The organism is Peribacillus tepidiphilus (assembly GCF_009466385.1).
GTDB lineage: Bacteria > Bacillota > Bacilli > Bacillales > DSM-1321 > Bacillus_BN > Bacillus_BN tepidiphilus.
Window position 1 is genome coordinate 1 of record NZ_WIAQ01000019.1, and the last position, 20352, is coordinate 20352.

Sequence of the window (20352 nt, forward strand, 5' to 3'; positions counted from 1 at the left end):
TGTTCCTCAGACCGGAAGTTTGCCGCTCGCTTCCTTCAGATTCCGCGTCACCGCGGACACCCTTGCGTTAAGCTAACTGCTACTTCTGCCTTCGCAGTTCGGGACTCTCACCCTATAGATTACACCCATGCCGGGCGCACCCAAAAAAAGGAAGCTGTTTAAAGAACAGCTTCCTTTCTCTTTTTAACCCTTCACTATTTCAATCAGTAAGTCACCCGTTTGGATTCCTTCACCGTTTACGACATGAATATCTTTAATGACTCCGGTAAACGGTGCTTGGACTGTCGTTTCCATCTTCATAGCTTCCGTAATGAGGAGATGGTCTCCTTTTTTCACCTTTTCCCCTTTTTCTACGAGTACTTTTATGACAGTACCAGGCATCGTAGCACCGATATGTGACTCATTCTTCAAATCTGCCTTCACCTTAGAGACTACAGATGATTTAATGCTTTCATCCTTAATTACGACTTCACGCTGCTGACCGTTCAATTCAAAATACAATACTCTTGTACCATCGGGGTTAGGTTGCCCGATTGAGACTAGCTTCACAATAAGTGTTTTTCCTGTCTCAATTTCCACTTCAATTTCTTCACCTAATCTCATTCCGTATATGAAGGTTGGAGTATCTAAGGTTGACATATCTCCATATAGTTCAATCGTTTTAATATACTCCAAGAAAACCTTAGGATAAAGTGCATAGGCGATCGCATCAAAATCCGTTACTTCTCTGCCAATTTCTTTGTGCAACTCTTCTTTAATTTTTTCAAAATCCACATCCTCTAAGAGTTCACCAGGTCGAACAGTTAATGGCTGTTTCCCTTTTAGGATCACCCTTTGAAGATCTTTCGGAAATCCTCCCTCAGGCTGTCCCAAATAGCCTTCAAAAAATTCAACAACCGAATCAGGAAAATCAATCGTTTCTCCTTTTTCAAGAACATCTTGCTCTGATAGATTATTTTGAACCATAAAGAGCGCCATATCACCGACTACTTTTGAAGAAGGAGTGACCTTGACAATATCTCCAAACAGATGGTTCACCCGACGATACATATCCTTTACTTCTTCCCATCTGTCTCCTAAACCGACTCCCTTAGCCTGCTGTTGAAGATTACTGTATTGACCACCAGGCATCTCATGCTGGTAAACTTCTGTATGCGGAGAAAACATACCACTCTCAAAATCACGATAATATTTACGGACGTCTTCCCAGTAATAAGAGAGCTTTTCAAGTGATTGTATGTCTATATTTGGCTTCCGCTCTGAGTTCTCCAAGGCATAATATAGTGTATTGGCACTTGGTTGGGAAGTTAAGCCAGCCATCGAACTTAAAGCAGTGTCTACAATATCAACACCGGCTTCAACAGCTTTGGCATAGGTTAAAATTCCGTTTCCAGATGTATCATGTGTGTGAAGATGGATCGGAATTGATACGGTATCTTTTAATTCGGAAATGAGTCTGTAGGCGGCCGCAGGTTTAAGTAATCCCGCCATATCTTTTATGGCCAAAATATGGGCTCCTTGATTTTCTAATTCTTTTGCCAATTTTTTATAGTATTCGAGATTGTATTTAATTCTCGTCGGGTCATTTATGTCACCCGTATAGCAAATGGCAGCCTCAGCTATTTTTCCAGTTTTCCTAACTGCGTCGATCGCTACTTCCATTCCTTTTATCCAATTCAAACTATCAAAAATTCGGAATACATCGATTCCTGCCTCAGCAGAAAGCTTTACAAATTCACGGATTACATTGTCTGGATAATTTTTATAGCCTACTGCGTTTGATCCTCTAAACAGCATTTGAAATAAAATATTTGGCATCTTTTCTCTTAAAGAAAGGAGTCTTTCCCATGGATCTTCCTTTAAAAAGCGATATGCCACATCAAAAGTTGCTCCTCCCCACATCTCCATAGAGAATAGGTTTGGCAGCATTTTCGAAGTCGGTTCTGCAATATGGAGCAAATCTGTTGTTCTTACACGTGTAGCAAGTAGAGATTGGTGCGCATCTCTAAAAGTAGTGTCCGTTATTAATACTTCTTTCTGTTCTTTGATCCATTGAACCAAGCCGTCTGCTCCACGATCGTCTAATATTTGCTTCGTACCTGCAGTATACTCCATATCATGAGGAAGATGAGGAATTCTAGGTTTATCGAAAACCGGTTTTTTCTTCTTTTCCACTCCAGGGAAGCCATTAATCGTTACATTCCCGATGTAAGACAACATCTTTGTTCCTCTGTCCTTACGTTTAGGAAAAATAAACAGTTCCGGAGTATTATCAATAAACGAAGTATCGTATTGACCTGTTCTGAACTTATCATGCAAAACGACATTTTCTAAGAATGGTATATTTGTTTTAATACCTCGAATTCGGAATTCCCTTAAGTTTCTGACCATTTTCCTTACAGCTTGATCAAATGTTAATGCCCATGTAGACAATTTCACTAGCAGAGAATCATAATAAGGAGTAATGACCGCACCTTGGTATGCGTTTCCTGCATCAAGTCGGACTCCGAATCCACCTCCAGAACGATAGGCCATAATTTTTCCGGTATCAGGCATAAAGTTGTTTAATGGGTCTTCTGTCGTAACACGGGACTGAATAGCGAATCCATGCGTCTTTATATCTTCCTGCTTCGGAATCCCAATTTCATTACTATGAAGTTCGTGCCCTTCTGCAATCAAAATTTGAGATTGAACGATATCAATACCTGTCACCATTTCCGTGATCGTATGCTCTACTTGAACACGCGGGTTTACCTCAATAAAATAAAAGTCATCACCTGATACCAAAAACTCTACTGTACCGGCGTTCACATAATCAACATTCTTCATTAGCTTTACAGCAGCCTCACATATACGAGTCCTCAGCTCATCAGACAATGAAACGGAAGGTGCTACCTCGACTACCTTTTGATGTCTTCTCTGAACAGAACAGTCTCTTTCATACAAATGCACGATGTTTCCTGCGTAATCACCTAAGATTTGGACTTCTATATGCTTAGGGTTTTGAATAAGTTTTTCTACATAAACCTCATCATTTCCAAAAGCTGCCTTCGCTTCTGACTTGGCACGTTCGAACGCTTCTTTCACTTCTTCAATGCTGTTAACGATACGCATACCTCTACCGCCGCCGCCAAGAGCTGCCTTAATGATGATTGGAAATCCATGCTCCTTCCCGAATCTTACAACATCCTCTAAGCCGTTTACTGGACCGTCGCTTCCAGGGATAACAGGTATTTCAGCAAGCTCAGCTTGAGTGCGCGCCTTTACTTTATCACCGAACATATTTAAATGCTTTGTTTCCGGTCCAATAAAAATAATGCCTTCTTCTTCACATCTTCTGGCAAAATGAATGTTTTCTGACAGAAATCCATATCCAGGATGAATAGCATCTACACCACTGTTTTTAGCAATCTCAATGATCCCTTCTATGTCCAAATAGGCATCAATCGGTTTTTTTCCTTCTCCCACTAGGTATGCTTCATCTGCTTTAAAGCGATGATAAGCACCAGAATCTTCTTTCGAATAAATCGCAACAGTGCGAATATTCAGCTCAGTACACGCTCGAAATACGCGGATGGCGATTTCTCCGCGGTTTGCTGCCAATACCTTCTTAATTTTCCTCTGCAATAATAACACCCTCTTTGTCTATATCAAAATATATTAGTTAAAAGGAGCAAGTTTGTCTTACTCCTTCCACAACCAGTTTTTCATCTGAATCCTTTTACATTTGAATCTTGTTGAATTGGTTTGATTTGAGACCGGTAATTCTTATCATAATTTGTAAACATAGATACGTTGACTAGCATACCTGCTGCTAATCCTAAAAGCAGCAGCGATGAGCCTCCGTAGCTGACAAAAGGCAACGTTACACCTGTTAGGGGAATAATGCCAGTCATCCCTCCTAAGTTAATAAATGATTGGATCCCAATCATACTTGAGATCCCAATTGCTAACAAGCTGCCGAAAGGATCTTTACATATTGCTGCCACTCTAAGCCCTTTAAGTACAATGAAGCTCAAGCAAAAAAGGACAAACAGCACTCCAGCTGCACCAAGCTCTTCAGAAATAATTGCCATAATAAAATCCGTATGAGGCTCTGGTAAATAGCCATACTTTTGTACACTTTCACCCAGTCCTACGCCTTTCAATCCTCCGGACCCAATTGCCAAATAGGAGTTGACGAGCTGATATCCTTCTTTTTCTTCATAAGCAAAAGGATCAAGAAAACTGTATATTCTCCCCATTCGTTCTTCAGTAAAAATAGAGTCCTTTTTTAACAAAAAAAACGGACTTACTAAAAGCAATATGATAAACATCACTCCAAAAAGTTTTGCAATGGTCTTACCATTCATTCCCGAACTTAAAATGATGGTTAATGCAATCAAAAAAATGATTGCAGCTGACCCAATGTCCGGCTGCAAAACAATCAAGCCGCAAACGACAACCAAATAGAGAAGAGGCGGAATAACTCCCACGTTAAAGTTGTTTATGTAATGCTGCTTCTTCGCATAAACGGCTGATAAGTAAATGATGACACCTAGCTTGATAAATTCTGCAGGCTGAAGACTTCTACTTCCGAGTTTATACCAGCTTTGCGCATTCCCTGCTACATGGCCAAAAACAAAAAGCGCACCTAACACAGCAATGGAACCGAAAAAAATGAAAACAAGAACTTGTTTGAATTGATACACTTTATATGGAATGAGTGCAGTAACAAGAAAAGCAATGAGAGCTAGTATCATATGTACTTTTTGTTTTTGATAAAAATAATCACTGGGCAGTTCAAATCTTGCAGGAGCCATAATCATACTTGCACTATAGATCATGACGAGTCCAAAAAGGCTAAGTACAAAAATGACTGCAATCAACGAATAATCATAGGATTTAATTATTTTTTTCACCATAATAAAACTTCCTAACCAAATAGTATTATACTAATTTACGTTTATACCATAATATTAATTTTATTAGTATAACCTATTCGTAAAAATAGTATATCACAATAAAACTATTTTGAAAATATATTTAAAAAAACTCAAACAATTAAAGTAATCGTTTGAGTTCATGTACCTATTATTTTTTCAGAGAAGCTTCATGAAGAGCAGACAATTCTCTTTCCAGCTTATCAAGAAGGACTTTCCCTTCATCTTCATACACTAAGCCTAAACGGACGGCAAAGTCTATTTCACGGGAAAGGCCGAACATTTGTGTATCTAACACCTCTTCGTAAAGAGGACATTGCGGCATGGTCAAATTATCCATTTGAACTTTAATCAACTTAAGTATTTTTTCTGCATCCGCTTTTAATAGCGTCAATGCACGCTCACGATGATTCACTAGCATTTCTGAAGTCATATCTAAAATCCCCCATTTCAGAGCGATTAACCAATCTATCTTTAAATTTTAACCTTAATAATTTAAAAATGCAAGAAATTATGGGACAATATATTCGGGAATACATATTTTTAAATTATTTGCTACCCCATTACAAAAACCGCTATACTTTTACTATGCAAAACTTAAGCCAATTGCTATGAATACGGGGGAAATTCAGAATGGAAAACATCATTTTACTAAAAGGAAAGGTAAAATTTCCAATCACACTAGATCCGGGAGTCTGGATTTTTGACGACAGAAAAAAAGAGCTTCATGAATTCTTCTCAAATGAGAAAATAGTAACAGATGATTTAGAATCATACACTAAAGCGGTTTCAGAGCATTGGGACAGAGAAATCAGGGAGGGTGCTATTGTTCCTCCTACATTAAAAACGGAAAAGGTTTTTAAAAAACAACAAGTATTGAATGGTACTTTTGGGATCTCTTTTCACCATTTTTTAAAGAATGCTTCCCCAGCAGAAGAGGCTACTATCATAAAAGTAATCACAACCGAAGGGGCACATACCTTCCAACTTAAAGAAGCTGAAAATTTCATCCTATGTTTTTCTAGAGATGGTAAGCCTCTAAAGGAAGATGGACCTGTCCATTTATATTTGAAGGATGGAAGCAACCGAAAGCACCCTATAAAAAATGTAAAAGCGTTTGAAATCGAGTAGGATAGGGTCTGCCTAGAACTGAATGGTCTTTAAAGTAGAAGTCCAAAAGACTTCACAGAGGAAAAAATGTATTACCTCTCACTATATAGGGGCAGATTACTTAAAACTGCCCCTTATATTTGTAGACAAAGTATACATTAAGCGCATTCAGACTGATTGAAAACGCTTGTCAGTCGAGGAACGAACCCGTGCGAGGAGCGGAGTTACCCTAGATGGTAATGAGCACCGGAGGAGGGTTCGTGACGATGAATGCGAGCGTTTGTCAACAGTCTGAGGGGCAGATTGCTTAAAACTGCCCCTTTTCCTTTTGTATTTATAGGATATACCTAAGGGAGAGGTTTTTCGTTAAAGAATATTAGCCGCCAGCTGCGCTAGCCCCGATCTTTCTCCTTTAATTAATTTTATATGCCCTGCAATTGCTTGATCCTTGAATTTTTCTACGACATATGTCAACCCGTTGTTATATTCATCCAGATAGGGGTGATCAATTTGTTCTGGGTCCCCCATTAACACAATTTTGCTTCGCTCCCCAACCCTAGTCAATATCGTCTTTACTTCATGCTTCGTCAAATTTTGTGCCTCATCAATAATGATGAATTGTTCAGGAATGCTACGTCCACGAATATACGTTAGTGCTTCGACTTCGATTGACCCCATTCCAGCTAAAATTGCATCGAGCTCTCCAGGTTTTTTTGTATTAAATAAATACTCAAGATTATCATAAATTGGTTTCATCCACGGTTTTAATTTCTCTTCCTTTTCACCTGGCAAAAATCCGATGTCTTTTCCAACTGGAACGATCGGACGTGCTACAAGAAGCTTTTTAAAGCGTCTTAAATCTTCTGTCTGCATAAGTCCCGCTGCTAATGCGAGTAGAGTTTTGCCTGTCCCGGCTTTGCCAATTAATGTAACTAAGGGCAAATCCTGTCTTAATAACAGCTCCATTGCCATCATTTGTTGAACATTTCGCGCTTTAATGCCCCAAATATGTTCGTTGTCAAACACTAGCTTTTTTGCTTTTTTCCCAGCAGAATCTACCATACCTACCGCTGAAGAAGAGCCTCCAAGAACATCACGCATAATTAAAAATTGATTCGGATAAAATGAATGGTTGGAAATATCAGCAAGTTGAAGTTCATTTTTTTCGTAAAAAGTATCTAACCTCTCCTTCTGTAAATATATTTCCAAAAAACCAGCATATATATCATCAATTACAACGACACGATCGTTCAGAAAATCTTCTGCAATGAGTCCTATTGCATCTGCTTTTACCCGTACTAATGTATCCTTACTGACTAGAATGACTTGCCTGCCATTTTCCTTTGTTTCTTCTTCTAAGGACAAATTTTTTGCTACTGCAAGTATTCGATTATCATTTGTCTTTTCTACAAATATTTCTTGAAGCTGATGAAAAGAACGATGATTTAATTCTATTCTTAGAAAGCCTCCATTATGGAGAGGGATTTTTTCATGCAATTTACCTATTTCTCGAAGACTGTCAATAAGCTTTGATACCTGCCTCGCATTTCGCCCCACTTCATCCATGTACCTTTTTTTTGAATCGACTTCCTCTAACACGACCGCTGGAATTACCACTTCATGATCTTCAAAAGAAAAAATTGAATATGGATCTTGTAACAAGACATTGGTATCTAAAACATATATTTTCCCCAATGTGACGCCCCCTGCCGAAAAGTCTGAATGTTGGAATCCACGCTCATTAAAGCATTTGATTCTTTATTTAGCTTATGTAATGGACGGGACTGTTGCTAAAATATATGTGCATATGAATAAAGATAGAAGAACATTTGCAGACTAGAAAAGAAAAACACCATGTAGCCAGCTAAGTTACAGCAAGGAGGACATGATGAAGCACAGATTAGTCATTTTCATTACATTCATGATTCTTGGTGGATGTCAAATGCATAAAGATCAGGTAGCAGAACAAAAAAATCAAGCAGAACAGAAAATTATGAACGTAAAAAACTCAGTCATTGAGGACGTGGATCGAAAAACTGGAGAAAAAGTAGCAAAACGATTGGTTCAATTGGCAGTTAGACTTCCACATGTACATGATGCGACTGCGATTGTTTTAGGACCATATGCCCTTGTCGGTATCGATATTGATGGAGATGTGGAGAGATCACAAGTCGGCTCAATCAAATATTCAGTCGCAGAAAGCTTAAAGCACGATCCATATGGAGCAAGATCGATCATTGTTGCAGATCCTGATATAAAAGCTCGTATTGATGAAATCTCAGAAGACATTCAAGCAGGAAAACCAATAGAAGGAATTATGAATGAGTTGGCTGATATTGCTGGAAGACTAATGCCGGAAATCCCAGGAGAAATTTTGCAGCCGATCCCATCAAAAGCAACAGAACAACCGAAGGAAGAATTAAATCCAAAAGAAAGCAGAGAGCTAAATAAAGAACAACAGGAGCAATCTAATCATCATAAGAAATAAGATATAAAAATGTGCACTGCAACGGTTGCAGCGCACATTTTTTTTTGACTAACTAAAGCACTGTTTAAGGTTATGGTTGATCATCAATAAATAATGAAGAGTCTGTCCGAGAAGATCAATCCCTATCTTTACAATCTGGAGTGTAAAGTTAAACCTATAAAGGATAGCCTCTTTTCAGTATTATGAATTTCTCATCGCATCCATAACTTGGGCGTCTAGTTTTGCAGCGGCATTTTTATCATATGTTTTGTCATATTGTGGTTCTACCACAATTTTTGAACCATAAAACATGACATCACGCACTTCTTTAATTTTCAGCTCTACTAGTGCCAACTTTAATGGAACTCCTTGAAGCTTTTCTGCTTTCACTGTAGCTGTACCAGAGATCGAATAAGTCGATTCATTCGCTATTAAAGTAATCACTGCATGATGATTCTTTTTAATGTTTTCAATAATTCGGGAGCGATTATCTACTGCAAAATAAATCGTTTCATCATCTTTAGCCAATGTCCAGGAAATAGCATTTACATTTGGACCACTTGTTTCATGATCAACTGTTGCTAAAATAACATAATGCTCTTTTTGTAAAACATCGAATAAAGGCTGGATTAATTTTGGTTCAACGATATTAGCCATTCTGTTCCTCCTTAGAGAAATTTTTCCTCATAAATAGTATATGCAAGCTTCGATCCTCTTTCAAATATTCTAATCCTTCATATTTCTGTTATACTATCTTTATACTTTCTTAATGTAGGGGTGTTTTATGCGAGTAAAATGTGTTTTATGCGATAAAATAGAGAAAATTGAAAGCGATTCTTTTCTCGCTAAGAGACTGAGGAATCGTCCAATCCATACATACATGTGTCAGCCATGCCACGAAAGAATCGAACAAAGAACGAAGGAAAGATTGAGTTCTGGCAAATTCCGCTTTTATAAACCGATATGTAAAGAAGAGGATTGGTAAAGAGATACCCATTCTACATGACCTTTTGCTATGGATGGTTTACTCATCTTTCTTATGATAATTTGAGGAAACTTCAAACCATTTATTGAAAAACGAGCAGTCTCATACAGGACTGCTCGTTTTTTTATATAGGAAAATTGCGATAGCGTTCCGGATGTTCATTTATTTGGTTTAACATAACGTCGATCAATTCAATCGGAAATCGAGTTGATTTTTTTTCCCCAGCTTGAGTATACGTTACATAATACATCATGTCATCCTTAGAAATATCTACTACTTCTACCTGATAATCGTCCCGCAAAATGGATTCAAATAATTGAACGGTATCCAATGCGGCCTGATCATCTGGTCGAGCATCAACCACTACCTTAATCGTCAGCCAGTTATACAATGCATCCTGAAGAGATCTCATATACGCTTCCCCCTTATTCTGCTTGCTGTTCTTTTTTGTGGGACCTTAATCGAAGCTTATATAGCCCCAAAAAGATCGCTGCAAGCAGGAGGCCTTCCGTAACCGGCAAAAATACTGCAAAAAATGTCAGGATCGTACATCCCAAAGCTAAACATACATAAATCACCACATTTTTCAATAGGGGCAATTTTTTTGCGAAACCAAGATTATAAACAATAACTGACAACACGATAATGGTAAGGTAAAGTATCCACATGCCTCTCTCTGGGTTTTCATGAACTTTAAACAAGGAAGCAAAAAAAGTCATCCGTTCTAAAACATCCAACTATTTCCCCTACTTTCCCGAAATAATGAAATCTGAACTTATAGGCAAAGATCCTAGACTTATTAACTCATTTCAGCATATTTTTTCTTTTTCGCAATACGTTCACGCTCGTTTTTATCCAAAATTTTCTTTCGTAAGCGGATGGATTCAGGTGTAACTTCGCAATATTCATCATCATTCAAGTATTCAAGTGCTTCTTCCAATGACATAATACGCGGCTTTTTCATGGTAGTGGTTTGATCCTTATTTGCAGAGCGCATATTGGTCATTTGTTTCACTTTCGTTACATTTACCGTCAAGTCATTTTCACGATTGTGCTCTCCAACAATCATCCCTTCATAAACTTCTGTACCAGGTTCGATGAAAATAACACCACGGTCTTCTACTTGCATAATACCATATTGTGTAGCCTTACCATTTTCCATCGACACAAGAACACCTTGTCTACGACCCCCTACTTGACCTGGTGCCATTGGCTGATAGCTGTCAAACGTATGATTCAATATTCCGTATCCACGAGTTAATGTAAGAAATTCTGTGGAATACCCGATTAAACCGCGCGCAGGAACTAGGAAAATAAGACGTACTTGGCCATTTCCGTTATTGATCATGTCCACCATTTCGCCTTTACGAGCCCCAATGGATTCCATTATCGCTCCTGTATGCTCTTCAGGGACATCAATTTGTACTCGTTCCACAGGCTCACATCGTACTCCATCAATTTCACGGACAATAACTTCTGGCTTTGAAACCTGAAGCTCATAGCCCTCTCGTCTCATATTTTCGATTAGGATTGATAAATGTAATTCACCACGACCCGAAACAATCCACGCGTCAGGGGAATCCGTTTCTTCTACTCGTAAGCTAACGTCTGTTTGCAATTGCAGACGAAGACGCTCCTCAATTTTTCTTGCTGTCACATACTTTCCTTCACGACCTGCAAATGGACTGTTATTTACTAAAAATGTCATTTGCAATGTTGGCTCATCAATTCGAAGAACAGGCAGCGGTTCTTGATGATCAATTGGGCATACCGTTTCACCAACATTGATGTCCTCCATTCCAGATACTGCAACTAAGTCACCAGCAACGGCTTCTTCAACTTCAACTCGTTTTAAACCAATAAAACCGAAGATTTTAGTAACACGGAACGGTTTTACTGAACCATCCAACTTCATGAGAGCAACCTGTTGGCCGACCTTCATCGTTCCTCGGAAAACACGACCAATTCCGATACGACCTACGTAGTCATTGTAGTCAAGTAGAGCAACTTGGAACTGTAATGGCTCTTCACGATTATCAACCGGTGCAGGGATATGTTCGATAATGGCATCAAATAGTGGTGCCATTGTTTCTTCTTGATCAGCCGGATTAGGGCTTGTGCTAGCCGTACCATTTATACCTGATGCATATATAACTGGAAATTCAAGCTGTTCTTCTGATGCATCCAATTCAATAAACAAATCGATTACTTCATCCACTACTTCTTCAGGTCTGGCAGCATCTCGGTCAATTTTATTTACTACAACAATTGGTGTCAGATTTTGTTCTAAAGCTTTTTTTAGAACGAATCGTGTTTGTGGCATACATCCTTCATACGCATCGACTACTAAAAGTACACCATCAACCATTTTCATGATACGCTCTACTTCACCGCCGAAATCTGCGTGCCCCGGGGTATCCAAAATGTTAATTTTAGTATCTTTATATTGTACAGCTGTATTTTTTGCGAGAATGGTAATTCCACGTTCTCTCTCAAGATCATTGGAGTCCATGGCTCTTTCAGCTACTTGTTCGTTTGCACGGAAAGTACCTGATTGTTTTAACAATTGATCTACCAGCGTTGTTTTACCATGGTCAACGTGGGCTATGATCGCGATATTGCGAATGTCTTTACGAAAATTCAAGCATTTTCACTCCTAAATTGTTTTTCCTTGCGATTAACCTATATATTATATCATAATCACTGTAGAAACGACCAATCAAATTATATACAATGTTTACATGAGGTGATGAAGATGAATGGAAAAGGGCTATTTTTATTCCTTGCTTTCTTAGCTGCAGCCTGTATGATGGGAGCAGGAATTGCTGTTGGTGAAAGAAGCATACTCGGGCTATTAGCTTCACTGATCGCTTTAGTTGCAGTAATGGGGTTCGGATTTTCAATGAAAAAAAAATACCGTGAAAAAGGGAAGCTATAATTATTTAGCAATACCTTTTTATGGTAAAAAGACGAAAAGATACATCATCAGTGTTCATACTTTTAAAGGGATTGATTCTTGGTTTTTCAATTGCTGCTCCGGTTGGTCCGATTGGAATTTTATGCATTCGTCGAACAATCGCATACGGTAGGCTATACGGTTTTTTTTCAGGGTTGGGTGCAGCTACTGCTGATGCAATATATGGACTGATTGCTGGCTTTGGATTAACCTTTATAATGAATTTCCTTCTTGATCAACAGTTCATTTTACAAGCTTTCGGAGGTCTTTTTTTGTGCTACTTAGGAGTTCAAATATTCCGTTCCAATCCTGCCAAAGAGTCTGCAAAAGCAAATGGAAGCACATTATTTACATCATATTTTTCTGTCTTTTTATTGACCATTTCTAATCCTATGACCATCATGTCCTTTTTAGGTGTATTTGCAGGTTTAGGCATTGAAAATTCTATGGGAGAAAGCTTTTCTGCATTGTACTTAGTTATTGGAGTGTTTGTCGGTTCCGCTTTCTGGTGGCTAACACTGAGTATTATCGTAGGCTTATTAAAAGATAGGTTCAATACGAACATGCTTTCATGGGTCAACAAAGTTTCAGGGTTAATCATCATTGTTTTTGGCACTTTGTCCATAATAAATTTAATATTCATCAAATAAAAAAAGCCGAGATAATCGGCTTTTAAACTTTTACTAGTATTTATTTCTTGGTTGTTAGGTTTTATGTTCCCCTGTACATAAAAGCTCTTATTGGGAAACTTAACCAATAAATTGGTTTGTTTACAAGGATCGAATGGGCTATGGAAGGGTCTATATGATTTCCGATTTGTGAAATATTTAGGCTCATTTTTCACTGTTATAACCTCCTTTTTTTCGTTGTAAAAATATATTCTCGCAAAAAAAATATATTCTTCATATATTTGGATAAATAACTATAATCAAGAATCAGGTAAAGAATTGATTTAAATCTTTACATATTGTCAAAACTGAACACAGAATGAAAAAGCAATGTACCAAAAAAATAGACAAGCCTAGGATTTAAATCAAAGATTTGAATCCTAGGCTTGTCTATACACTGAAAAGGAGATAAGTAGTTTTTTAATGGTTAATATATTTTTCAAGAATTTCCTCATGCAGCCCTGGTTTTGAAACAAAAACCGAACCCCCTTTTAAATAGTCCAAAGGCTTACCAAATAAGTCCGTTACCTCTCCACCAACTTCCTCCACTAAAACCGCTCCACCTGCAAAGTCCCAAGGAGCCAGCCTCATTGTAATATACGCATCGATTCGCCCCGCTGCAACATTGGCAAGCTCAATAGCTGCTGATCCATATGAACGAGTTCCTCTTACATCATGAACTAACGTAAGTAACTTAGAAGGGTCGATCACTTTATTTTTCAAAATCCATGCAGCATTTATGCCAACAATACTTTCTTCCACGCTCACCTTTTTTAATTGGGGTAGCTTATGATCATTTAAATAAGCCCCTTCCCCTTTTATAGCGTGATATAGCTCATCATGAACTACATCATAAATGATTCCTATTTTACCAACACCATCTTCAAAAATTCCTATAGAAATGGCAAAATTTCTTTGTTGATGAATAAAGTTTAACGTACCATCAATTGGGTCTATAATCCACACAATTCCATCAAGCTTCTCTAATTCATGACCGCTTCCTTCTTCGCCTAATATTTTATGTTCCGGAAAATGCGCTTGAATGTTTTCCAACAAATATTTTTCTGTCCATTTATCCATATTCGTTACTAAATCATTTGGGTTACTCTTCACCTGGATGGTAAGTTTTTCTTGAAAGGAGGTTTTTAGCCGTTTCCCTGCTTCTTTTACCCATTTTTTTGCATATGTATCGATTTCTTTCCAATTCTGATTAGACATGGCGTTCCCTCCATTAATAATTTTTGACAGCGCAATTTTTATTACATAAATATTAGCAATTATTAACAAGATTATCGAATCTAGAACCCACTTTCAAGTGAAATACTTTAGTTTTTTCCAAATTATAGTCTTTATGAAATAAAAGACAGACCTCGGTTAATTCTTACCTTAGCCTGTCAAGTATTATCATTTACAATTAAGATCCTATTTATATACATAAAATTGATTTCGTCTCCCATGAAACATGCTTTTCTTACAGTGCTTTTAACCGTAATAGTTCAAGACGGATGCGCTCTAGTTTTTGTTTGCATTGATTCTTTTTCTTATCGTCATGTTCATGAATCGCTTCAAAAAGTGTAGCCAGTTCGTAGTCCATTTCCATTCTTAATACAGCTGTTCGATGTTTTTCTATTTCCTTCACTTTTGATACATAGTTAATGACTTGTTTCAAATCAGACACCCCTTCCTAATAATTCACTTAATTTTCAGACTTTATTCCATTTATCATATGGCTTTATCTAATAAACTGCAACTATTTTGGGTAAAAACCTATGATATGTTGCAACGACTGCAAACTGTTAAAAAAGCTGAAATTCTGTGCAGTATCCAAATTCATCGCGATAAAATTATTTCTATGTCGGGTGAAGATTTGATTTCTACCTTCCATGATGTATTTGTAAAACTACTACCTTTGTATAAATTAAAGGTAGCATTTGTTTAACTAAAAATCGAAAGCGCCAATACGATCTGTTGGCGCTTTTGTCATTACATTTTTATTATTACGTCATTCTCATTTGTTTCTTTGGCCTTTTTTACAGTTCGATAAGACGAATACCCGCTTACTTCCTCAAATTCGTTAAAAATCTTCTTTTCCTCAGCCTTTCCAGGAACAATTTCTTTGAAACGTCTATACGCTGCCATGAGCTTGCCTCTTTGTATCCCTTTCTCATAGGCTCTTTCAACGCATTCATAAAAATTTATTACATCAATAATTTCTTCTGTTGACCAATCTAAATCGATCGGATATTGATAATCCATTCTATCATCCTCCAGTTACAATGCAGTGATTAATTTGACCACTTTTTTCTTATTCCTTCAGCTTCTGTAATCATTCTACTCAGTAATTCTTGGACGGAAGGAACATCTTTGATTAATCCCATTACTTGCCCTGCCCAGCCGAAGCCTTCGTTTTCATTTCCATCATAAATATACCTCTTATTAGCCTTACCGCTAATATAATCCTTTAGCTCTTCATATCCAGCATTCCCTTTTTCAAGCTCTAAAATTTTTGATGTCCAACTGTTTGAGATTGCTCGTGCTGGAGCACCTAAAGAGCGCTTAATTACTACTGTATCACTTTCTGATCCATTTAAGAGAGCTGTTTTATATAAATCATGTGCATGAACACATTCTTTTGTTGCAATAAAACGTGTTCCCATTTCAATCCCCTCTGCCCCTAAGCATAAGGCCGCCATTAACCCCCGGCCGTCTCCAATTCCTCCAGATGCTACAACAGGAATCGAGACAGCATCCACCACTTGAGGTACGAGAACCATTGTTCCAACATCATCCCGTCCTAAGTGACCTCCACCTTCTTGACCAACAACCATTACGGCATCTGCTCCTAACTCTTCTGCTTTTTGCGCTTGTCTTTTTGCAGCCACCAATACAAGCTTTTTCACATCCGTTCCTTCGAACATTTTAAAAAACGAAGCTGGGTTCCCACCGGTAACAGTTACAACCTTTACCTCTTCTTCAAGAGCTACATTCACAAAGTGCTCGAACGGTCTACCATGCTGTCCAATAGCAAAATTGACACCAAAAGGCTTTTTTGTTAAAGTTCGAACTTTTCGAATCTCTTCCCGTAATTTTTCCGGTGATTCGAGAGACATGGCAGTAATTTGTCCGAGTGCCCCAGCATTAGATACTGCAGCTGCCAATTCAGAATAGGCCAAATGTGCAAGCCCTCCTTGAATAATCGGATATTCAATACCCAAAAGCTTAGTAATTCTTGTTTCCCAATTCATACTGATCTCTCCCATCCCAAAATAATTATCAAGCTGTTCCTTCAAGTTGTTTCCTTCAGTTTATAAAAAATTCCATTCAAGCACCAGAAAAAACAAGACGTTTACCCATGAAAAAAGTCAATCATGAATAAGACAACGAGTTTAGTAAAATCTCTATACATAGTTACATATAAGTGTTATAATTCATTTGTTTTTGTATTTTTACTTCATGAATAAAGAGGTGTTAGAGAATTGTCACAATATGAAACACCCCTGTTTACAGGTTTAATAGAACATGCTAAAAGAAACCCCGTTCAATTCCATATTCCTGGACATAAAAAAGGGAATGGAATCGACCCGGAGTTCAGAGATTTTATAGGGGAAAATGCTTTGTCGATTGACTTGATTAATATTGCACCTTTAGATGATTTACATCAGCCAAAAGGAATGATTAAAAAAGCACAAGATCTTGCTGCTGAAGCTTTTGGTGCTGATCATACGTTCTTTTCCGTCCAAGGAACGAGCGGAGCGATTATGACAATGGTCATGACAGTTTGCGGACCTGGAGATAAAATCATTGTGCCTAGAAATGTTCACAAATCCGTTATGTCTGCGATCGTTTTTTCGGGTGCAGTACCCATTTTTATTCATCCTGAAGTGGACAAAAATTTGGGAATTTCACACGGAATCACTCCTGATGCGGTAGAAAGAGCTTTAAAAAAGCATCCGGATGCTAAAGGTGTACTTGTCATTAATCCCACGTATTTTGGTATAAGTGCAGATTTAAAGAGAATTGTTGAAATAGCTCATTCTTATTCTGTACCTGTTCTAGTGGATGAGGCGCATGGCGTACACATTCATTTCCATGATGATCTTCCTCTTTCCGCTATGCAGGCAGGAGCCGATATGGCTGCAACAAGTGTTCATAAACTTGGTGGCTCCATGACACAAAGCTCCATTCTAAATGTGAAGGAAGGTTTGGTGTCCCATAAACGCGTGCAGGCCATTCTTAGCATGCTAACTACTACGTCTACCTCCTATCTGTTGTTAGCTTCACTTGATGTTGCAAGAAAAAGGTTGGCAACAGAAGGAAAAGAACTAATAGACAAAACCATCGAATTATCCAATTATATTCGTAGCGAAGTGAACAAAATTAAAGATCTTTATTGTGTCGGAAAAGAAATACTCGGTAGCAAAGCTACTTTTGACTATGATCCAACAAAACTAATCATTTCAATTAAAGCTTTGGGAATCACAGGATATGATGCTGAAAAGTGGCTCCGTGAAAAACATAATATAGAGGTTGAGCTTTCCGACTTGTATAACATCTTGTGTATCGTTACGCCTGGAGATACAAAGAGAGAAGCAGATTTACTCATTTCTGCTCTTAAAGATTTAGCGGATGAATTCCAATCTTATAAAAGTGAACATCCAATTGACACAAAGGTTTTATTACCGACCATTCCTGTTTTGGCACTATCACCGCGCGATGCATTCTATTCAGAAACAGAGCTTGTGCCTTTCCATGAATCTGCTGGACGTATTATAGCAGAATTTATCATGGTGTATCCGCCAGGAATACCAATTTTTATTCCTGGAGAAATCATCACGAAAGAAAACTTAATTTACATTGAGAAAAACATTGAAGCAGGACTTCCAGTACAAGGCCCTGAAGATTGTGACTTTAAATATTTACGCGTCATAAAAGAGCATAAAGCTATCCTATAAGGAATAAAGAAGAAATGTGGAAAACTCCTAGCTAAAGGAACGTAGACGTCCTTAAGCAACTAAATAATTTCCTTGCAAAGCTGTAACATTCCTTACCTAGTCATAGCAATGCTCTCCCCCTAGGATGCTTTGGACGCACAGGGGGAGGTTATTATACCCGACTAGCTGGCGGTTGAAGCTAGCAGCAATAGAAATACGATTAACAAAAAGAGCTGAATCCTAAGAACAGGTTCAGCTCTTTCATATTCTAATAAATTTTTCTTTTTATACTATTTCTCTTCCTTAGAATCTGTATGACAGCCATCACATTTCGAATAAAGGACCGTTACTTTTTCATCCTCATAAGTATCAATAGTGCTGTTGCAAGATTGACATACAATAGTTCCCATTATTCAGACTCCTTTACGCGTTATTTTGAAAACGCTTTAATAATTATCTTGTAAGTTAATAATAATATAACACATTATAAAAATCAACCCTATATTGTATGTAACATTTAACAATTTTAGTTTAATTTTATTGTACATTCTCATTATACTTTACTATTAATTAGTATTATATGTTATTTTCTCTACATTATTACGAATTAGTATGACATTATTTTATTATATACAAAAAGAGAGCTTTTCGCCCTCTTTTCAATAGGAAAATTATTCATACTGTGATTGGAATGGAATTTCTGGAAGAGATTCCTTAAAAAACTCAGCTAGATCTGCCGCTTGTTCGATAGACGAAATACTGAAAACACTCTTCAAATAATCTAAATCGTCTATATCTTTAGAATCTAGGAGGGTAGAACGACCAGTCTGCATGCAAACTACTAACGGTTTACCAAAAAACATGTTCGTGTAAACAATGCCAAAATCATATCGAGTGTCATTGGTGGTAAATCCGACGAATCTTACCTTCACTTTTTCATACTCGTCATACAGCTTTTCGAATAGTTCCATGATTCTTCCTCCTTTGTTTGAAATAGTTAGAATTTTATTATAATTCAAAAAATACTTTTATGCAAGTTTTTATTATATTTTATATATATGCATTGTTTTTTACTTTCAGAGAATGCTAGAATGAAAACGGAAACAAAGAGGGTATCTCATGGGAAGGGGATGAGGACATCGTGTCTGAAACGGCATATATCAAGCTTGTGCCCGGCTCTGCACAGCAAACCATTACTGTGGATGAAATAAAAGGGCTTCTTAAAGAATATAAAGAAAACACCACAAAAACTGGTCATCAATTAAGTTGGAATTACGGAGAAACTGCTTTTCCTTACGAAATTAAAGAGACTCCTGAAGGAAAAGGTCGCTGGTTCTATCTTCAATCTAACGTTGACCGTTACAATGTCATATTATTTGGAGTCGACCAAGAAAAAATAGTGGATGAAGAAAATCAAGAAAGAATTCAGACCTATATACAAATCACTCTTGCTGAGACATCTACATACGGAGATAAAAACAAAGCCAATGAGTTTTGTAAATATTTGTCCAAAAAACTAAAGGGTGAACTACATCTCTTTAACGGAAGAATCATGTATGATTATCCAAGAAAGTAATAAAGAAAACTCGCCGATTGACGAGTCTTACAAAGGCGAGGGACAGAGGCGAAGTTGCACTAATGAACATAGGAAGATTTTATACTTTCCTATGTGCAAGAAAAGCGAAGGCACAGTTTGCCTTCGCTTTTTAAATTGGCGTTTCAATTTGCTTAGGATCCAGTATTTCATATCCTTTTGCCTGAAAACCTTTAACAATCTTTTCAAGAGCGTCTTTCGTCCAGGGCCTATCATGCAAAGTGTTTTTAATACATCTATGATTATAGTCAAATTTGAAAAATTTTACAGTGGTCCGAACGTTGTAAGCACAAGCTGGATGACGCTGTATGTAGTTAAACTGATCAAAGTAACGAGAAACGTTTTTAGGTTGGAATTCAATACTTTTTTTCCAATAAATACGGCAACATTTAAAAACACAATAAACATAATGACTTTAAAAAGAAGGCGGTCGTGTTGTGAGAGCCATTCCGCGAGTGTATAACCGCTCCAAACCATTAATTGAAAAAGAAATACTACATAATTTTTCAAGTTTGTTCACTCACCTTCATATTGAAAAGTCTCTTCAAAACAAACAAGTTACTATGACATGAACCTTCTTTTTTGCTTTATATAACATGTCCATTTTCAAAAGAATTTACAAAGGATTTACCATACTAGTAAATCTCATTATATGCTTGAATACAAATAATATGATGCTATTGAATTTCATATTAAGATGGTAGTAATGTTTTATAATA

23 protein-coding genes are annotated in these 20352 nt (G+C 37.4%); 8 read left to right on the forward strand and 15 right to left on the reverse strand.

Annotation, left to right across the window (positions count from 1 at the left end):
- Window positions 1-183 precede the first annotated feature (183 nt).
- From pyc to GD441_RS10980, 3 genes are all read right to left on the reverse strand, one after another.
- Entirely contained in the window at window positions 184-3627 is a 3444-nt protein-coding gene (pyc, locus tag GD441_RS10970; protein ID WP_153126482.1) for a pyruvate carboxylase, read from the reverse strand.
- Window positions 3628-3707: 80 nt separating this feature from the next.
- Window positions 3708-4904, reverse strand: coding sequence for an FtsW/RodA/SpoVE family cell cycle protein (locus GD441_RS10975; RefSeq protein WP_153126483.1), 1197 nt, complete (start codon window positions 4902-4904; stop codon window positions 3708-3710).
- A 169-nt stretch (window positions 4905-5073) separates the two neighbouring features.
- Complete coding sequence (locus GD441_RS10980) at window positions 5074-5355, reverse strand: Fpa/YlaN family protein (RefSeq protein WP_153126484.1); 282 nt, start codon at window positions 5353-5355, stop codon at window positions 5074-5076.
- A gap of 200 nt (window positions 5356-5555) precedes the next feature.
- Here GD441_RS10980 and GD441_RS10985 point away from each other — a divergent pair, with 200 nt between their 5' ends.
- Entirely contained in the window at window positions 5556-6053 is a 498-nt protein-coding gene (locus GD441_RS10985; RefSeq protein WP_153126485.1) for a peptidyl-prolyl cis-trans isomerase, read from the forward strand.
- A 345-nt stretch (window positions 6054-6398) separates the two neighbouring features.
- Here GD441_RS10985 and GD441_RS10990 read toward each other — a convergent pair whose 3' ends face one another.
- A complete protein-coding gene (locus GD441_RS10990; RefSeq protein ID WP_153126486.1) occupies window positions 6399-7727 on the reverse strand; it encodes a PhoH family protein in 1329 nt (442 codons plus the stop codon).
- A 193-nt stretch (window positions 7728-7920) separates the two neighbouring features.
- Here GD441_RS10990 and GD441_RS10995 point away from each other — a divergent pair, with 193 nt between their 5' ends.
- Window positions 7921-8520 (forward strand): YhcN/YlaJ family sporulation lipoprotein, encoded by a 600-nt coding sequence (locus GD441_RS10995; RefSeq protein WP_153126487.1) that lies wholly within the window; start codon window positions 7921-7923, stop codon window positions 8518-8520.
- Window positions 8521-8700: 180 nt separating this feature from the next.
- Here GD441_RS10995 and GD441_RS11000 read toward each other — a convergent pair whose 3' ends face one another.
- Entirely contained in the window at window positions 8701-9156 is a 456-nt protein-coding gene (locus GD441_RS11000; protein WP_153126488.1) for a pyridoxamine 5'-phosphate oxidase family protein, read from the reverse strand.
- 127 nt (window positions 9157-9283) lie between these two features.
- Between GD441_RS11000 and GD441_RS11005 the strand changes: the two genes are divergently transcribed.
- Window positions 9284-9484, forward strand: a complete 201-nt coding sequence (locus GD441_RS11005) for a YlaI family protein (protein ID WP_153126489.1) — start codon at window positions 9284-9286, stop codon at window positions 9482-9484.
- Window positions 9485-9608: 124 nt separating this feature from the next.
- Here GD441_RS11005 and GD441_RS11010 read toward each other — a convergent pair whose 3' ends face one another.
- The 3 genes from GD441_RS11010 to typA all read right to left on the reverse strand — a co-directional run bounded on the left by GD441_RS11010 (window position 9609) and on the right by typA (window position 12128).
- Window positions 9609-9896 (reverse strand): hypothetical protein, encoded by a 288-nt coding sequence (locus GD441_RS11010; protein WP_153126490.1) that lies wholly within the window; start codon window positions 9894-9896, stop codon window positions 9609-9611.
- 13 nt (window positions 9897-9909) lie between these two features.
- On the reverse strand, window positions 9910-10203 hold the full coding sequence (locus GD441_RS11015) for a YlaH-like family protein (RefSeq protein ID WP_191992165.1): 294 nt from the start codon (window positions 10201-10203) through the stop codon (window positions 9910-9912).
- 80 nt (window positions 10204-10283) lie between these two features.
- Window positions 10284-12128 (reverse strand): translational GTPase TypA, encoded by a 1845-nt coding sequence (gene typA, locus GD441_RS11020; RefSeq protein ID WP_153126492.1) that lies wholly within the window; start codon window positions 12126-12128, stop codon window positions 10284-10286.
- Between the two features lie 111 nt (window positions 12129-12239).
- Between typA and GD441_RS11025 the strand changes: the two genes are divergently transcribed.
- Complete coding sequence (locus GD441_RS11025; RefSeq protein WP_153126493.1) at window positions 12240-12422, forward strand: DUF5325 family protein; 183 nt, start codon at window positions 12240-12242, stop codon at window positions 12420-12422.
- Window positions 12423-12442: 20 nt separating this feature from the next.
- The gene (locus GD441_RS11030) at window positions 12443-13090 is read left to right on the forward strand and encodes a LysE family translocator (RefSeq protein WP_153126494.1); all 648 of its coding nucleotides are present in this window, start codon (window positions 12443-12445) and stop codon (window positions 13088-13090) included.
- A 438-nt stretch (window positions 13091-13528) separates the two neighbouring features.
- On the opposite strand, the gene GD441_RS11035 is transcribed toward GD441_RS11030, so the two are convergent.
- Window positions 13529-14326 (reverse strand): inositol monophosphatase family protein, encoded by a 798-nt coding sequence (locus tag GD441_RS11035; protein WP_153126495.1) that lies wholly within the window; start codon window positions 14324-14326, stop codon window positions 13529-13531.
- 253 nt (window positions 14327-14579) lie between these two features.
- Window positions 14580-14777: a hypothetical protein gene (locus GD441_RS11040; RefSeq protein ID WP_153126496.1), complete on the reverse strand. Its 198-nt coding sequence runs from the start codon at window positions 14775-14777 to the stop codon at window positions 14580-14582.
- 105 nt (window positions 14778-14882) lie between these two features.
- Here GD441_RS11040 and GD441_RS11045 point away from each other — a divergent pair, with 105 nt between their 5' ends.
- Entirely contained in the window at window positions 14883-15047 is a 165-nt protein-coding gene (locus GD441_RS11045; protein ID WP_225434207.1) for a DUF1054 family protein, read from the forward strand.
- A 44-nt stretch (window positions 15048-15091) separates the two neighbouring features.
- On the opposite strand, the gene GD441_RS11050 is transcribed toward GD441_RS11045, so the two are convergent.
- Entirely contained in the window at window positions 15092-15364 is a 273-nt protein-coding gene (locus GD441_RS11050) for a UPF0223 family protein (RefSeq protein ID WP_153126498.1), read from the reverse strand.
- A gap of 29 nt (window positions 15365-15393) precedes the next feature.
- Window positions 15394-16353: an NAD(P)H-dependent flavin oxidoreductase gene (locus tag GD441_RS11055; protein WP_153126499.1), complete on the reverse strand. Its 960-nt coding sequence runs from the start codon at window positions 16351-16353 to the stop codon at window positions 15394-15396.
- Window positions 16354-16584: 231 nt separating this feature from the next.
- On the opposite strand from GD441_RS11055, the gene GD441_RS11060 reads away from it, so the two are divergent.
- On the forward strand, window positions 16585-18060 hold the full coding sequence (locus GD441_RS11060; protein WP_153126500.1) for an aminotransferase class I/II-fold pyridoxal phosphate-dependent enzyme: 1476 nt from the start codon (window positions 16585-16587) through the stop codon (window positions 18058-18060).
- 269 nt (window positions 18061-18329) lie between these two features.
- On the opposite strand, the gene GD441_RS11065 is transcribed toward GD441_RS11060, so the two are convergent.
- A complete protein-coding gene (locus tag GD441_RS11065; RefSeq protein ID WP_153126501.1) occupies window positions 18330-18449 on the reverse strand; it encodes a GapA-binding peptide SR1P in 120 nt (39 codons plus the stop codon).
- 261 nt (window positions 18450-18710) lie between these two features.
- Window positions 18711-19010: a DUF3055 domain-containing protein gene (locus GD441_RS11070; RefSeq protein ID WP_153126502.1), complete on the reverse strand. Its 300-nt coding sequence runs from the start codon at window positions 19008-19010 to the stop codon at window positions 18711-18713.
- A gap of 170 nt (window positions 19011-19180) precedes the next feature.
- Here GD441_RS11070 and GD441_RS11075 point away from each other — a divergent pair, with 170 nt between their 5' ends.
- On the forward strand, window positions 19181-19615 hold the full coding sequence (locus tag GD441_RS11075; RefSeq protein ID WP_191992162.1) for a DUF1885 family protein: 435 nt from the start codon (window positions 19181-19183) through the stop codon (window positions 19613-19615).
- A gap of 282 nt (window positions 19616-19897) precedes the next feature.
- Here GD441_RS11075 and GD441_RS11080 read toward each other — a convergent pair whose 3' ends face one another.
- Complete coding sequence (locus GD441_RS11080) at window positions 19898-20143, reverse strand: hypothetical protein (RefSeq protein ID WP_191992163.1); 246 nt, start codon at window positions 20141-20143, stop codon at window positions 19898-19900.
- Window positions 20144-20352 lie beyond the last annotated feature (209 nt).

What these genes read in the sequence shown, in the direction of transcription:
- GD441_RS10975 (WP_153126483.1), bottom strand. Translation starts at nt 4,904, where the DNA reads ATGGTGAAAAAAATAATTAAATCCTATGATTATTCGTTGATTGCAGTC.
- GD441_RS10980 (WP_153126484.1), bottom strand. Translation starts at nt 5,355, where the DNA reads ATGACTTCAGAAATGCTAGTGAATCATCGTGAGCGTGCATTGACGCTA.
- GD441_RS10985 (WP_153126485.1), top strand. Translation starts at nt 5,556, where the DNA reads ATGGAAAACATCATTTTACTAAAAGGAAAGGTAAAATTTCCAATCACA.
- GD441_RS10995 (WP_153126487.1), top strand. Translation starts at nt 7,921, where the DNA reads ATGAAGCACAGATTAGTCATTTTCATTACATTCATGATTCTTGGTGGA.
- GD441_RS11000 (WP_153126488.1), bottom strand. Translation starts at nt 9,156, where the DNA reads ATGGCTAATATCGTTGAACCAAAATTAATCCAGCCTTTATTCGATGTT.
- GD441_RS11005 (WP_153126489.1), top strand. Translation starts at nt 9,284, where the DNA reads ATGCGAGTAAAATGTGTTTTATGCGATAAAATAGAGAAAATTGAAAGC.
- GD441_RS11010 (WP_153126490.1), bottom strand. Translation starts at nt 9,896, where the DNA reads ATGAGATCTCTTCAGGATGCATTGTATAACTGGCTGACGATTAAGGTA.
- GD441_RS11015 (WP_191992165.1), bottom strand. Translation starts at nt 10,203, where the DNA reads ATGACTTTTTTTGCTTCCTTGTTTAAAGTTCATGAAAACCCAGAGAGA.
- GD441_RS11025 (WP_153126493.1), top strand. Translation starts at nt 12,240, where the DNA reads ATGAATGGAAAAGGGCTATTTTTATTCCTTGCTTTCTTAGCTGCAGCC.
- GD441_RS11030 (WP_153126494.1), top strand. Translation starts at nt 12,443, where the DNA reads ATGGTAAAAAGACGAAAAGATACATCATCAGTGTTCATACTTTTAAAG.
- GD441_RS11035 (WP_153126495.1), bottom strand. Translation starts at nt 14,326, where the DNA reads ATGTCTAATCAGAATTGGAAAGAAATCGATACATATGCAAAAAAATGG.
- GD441_RS11045 (WP_225434207.1), top strand. Translation starts at nt 14,883, where the DNA reads ATGTTGCAACGACTGCAAACTGTTAAAAAAGCTGAAATTCTGTGCAGT.
- GD441_RS11050 (WP_153126498.1), bottom strand. Translation starts at nt 15,364, where the DNA reads ATGGATTATCAATATCCGATCGATTTAGATTGGTCAACAGAAGAAATT.
- GD441_RS11055 (WP_153126499.1), bottom strand. Translation starts at nt 16,353, where the DNA reads ATGAATTGGGAAACAAGAATTACTAAGCTTTTGGGTATTGAATATCCG.
- GD441_RS11065 (WP_153126501.1), bottom strand. Translation starts at nt 18,449, where the DNA reads ATGGGAACTATTGTATGTCAATCTTGCAACAGCACTATTGATACTTAT.
- GD441_RS11070 (WP_153126502.1), bottom strand. Translation starts at nt 19,010, where the DNA reads ATGGAACTATTCGAAAAGCTGTATGACGAGTATGAAAAAGTGAAGGTA.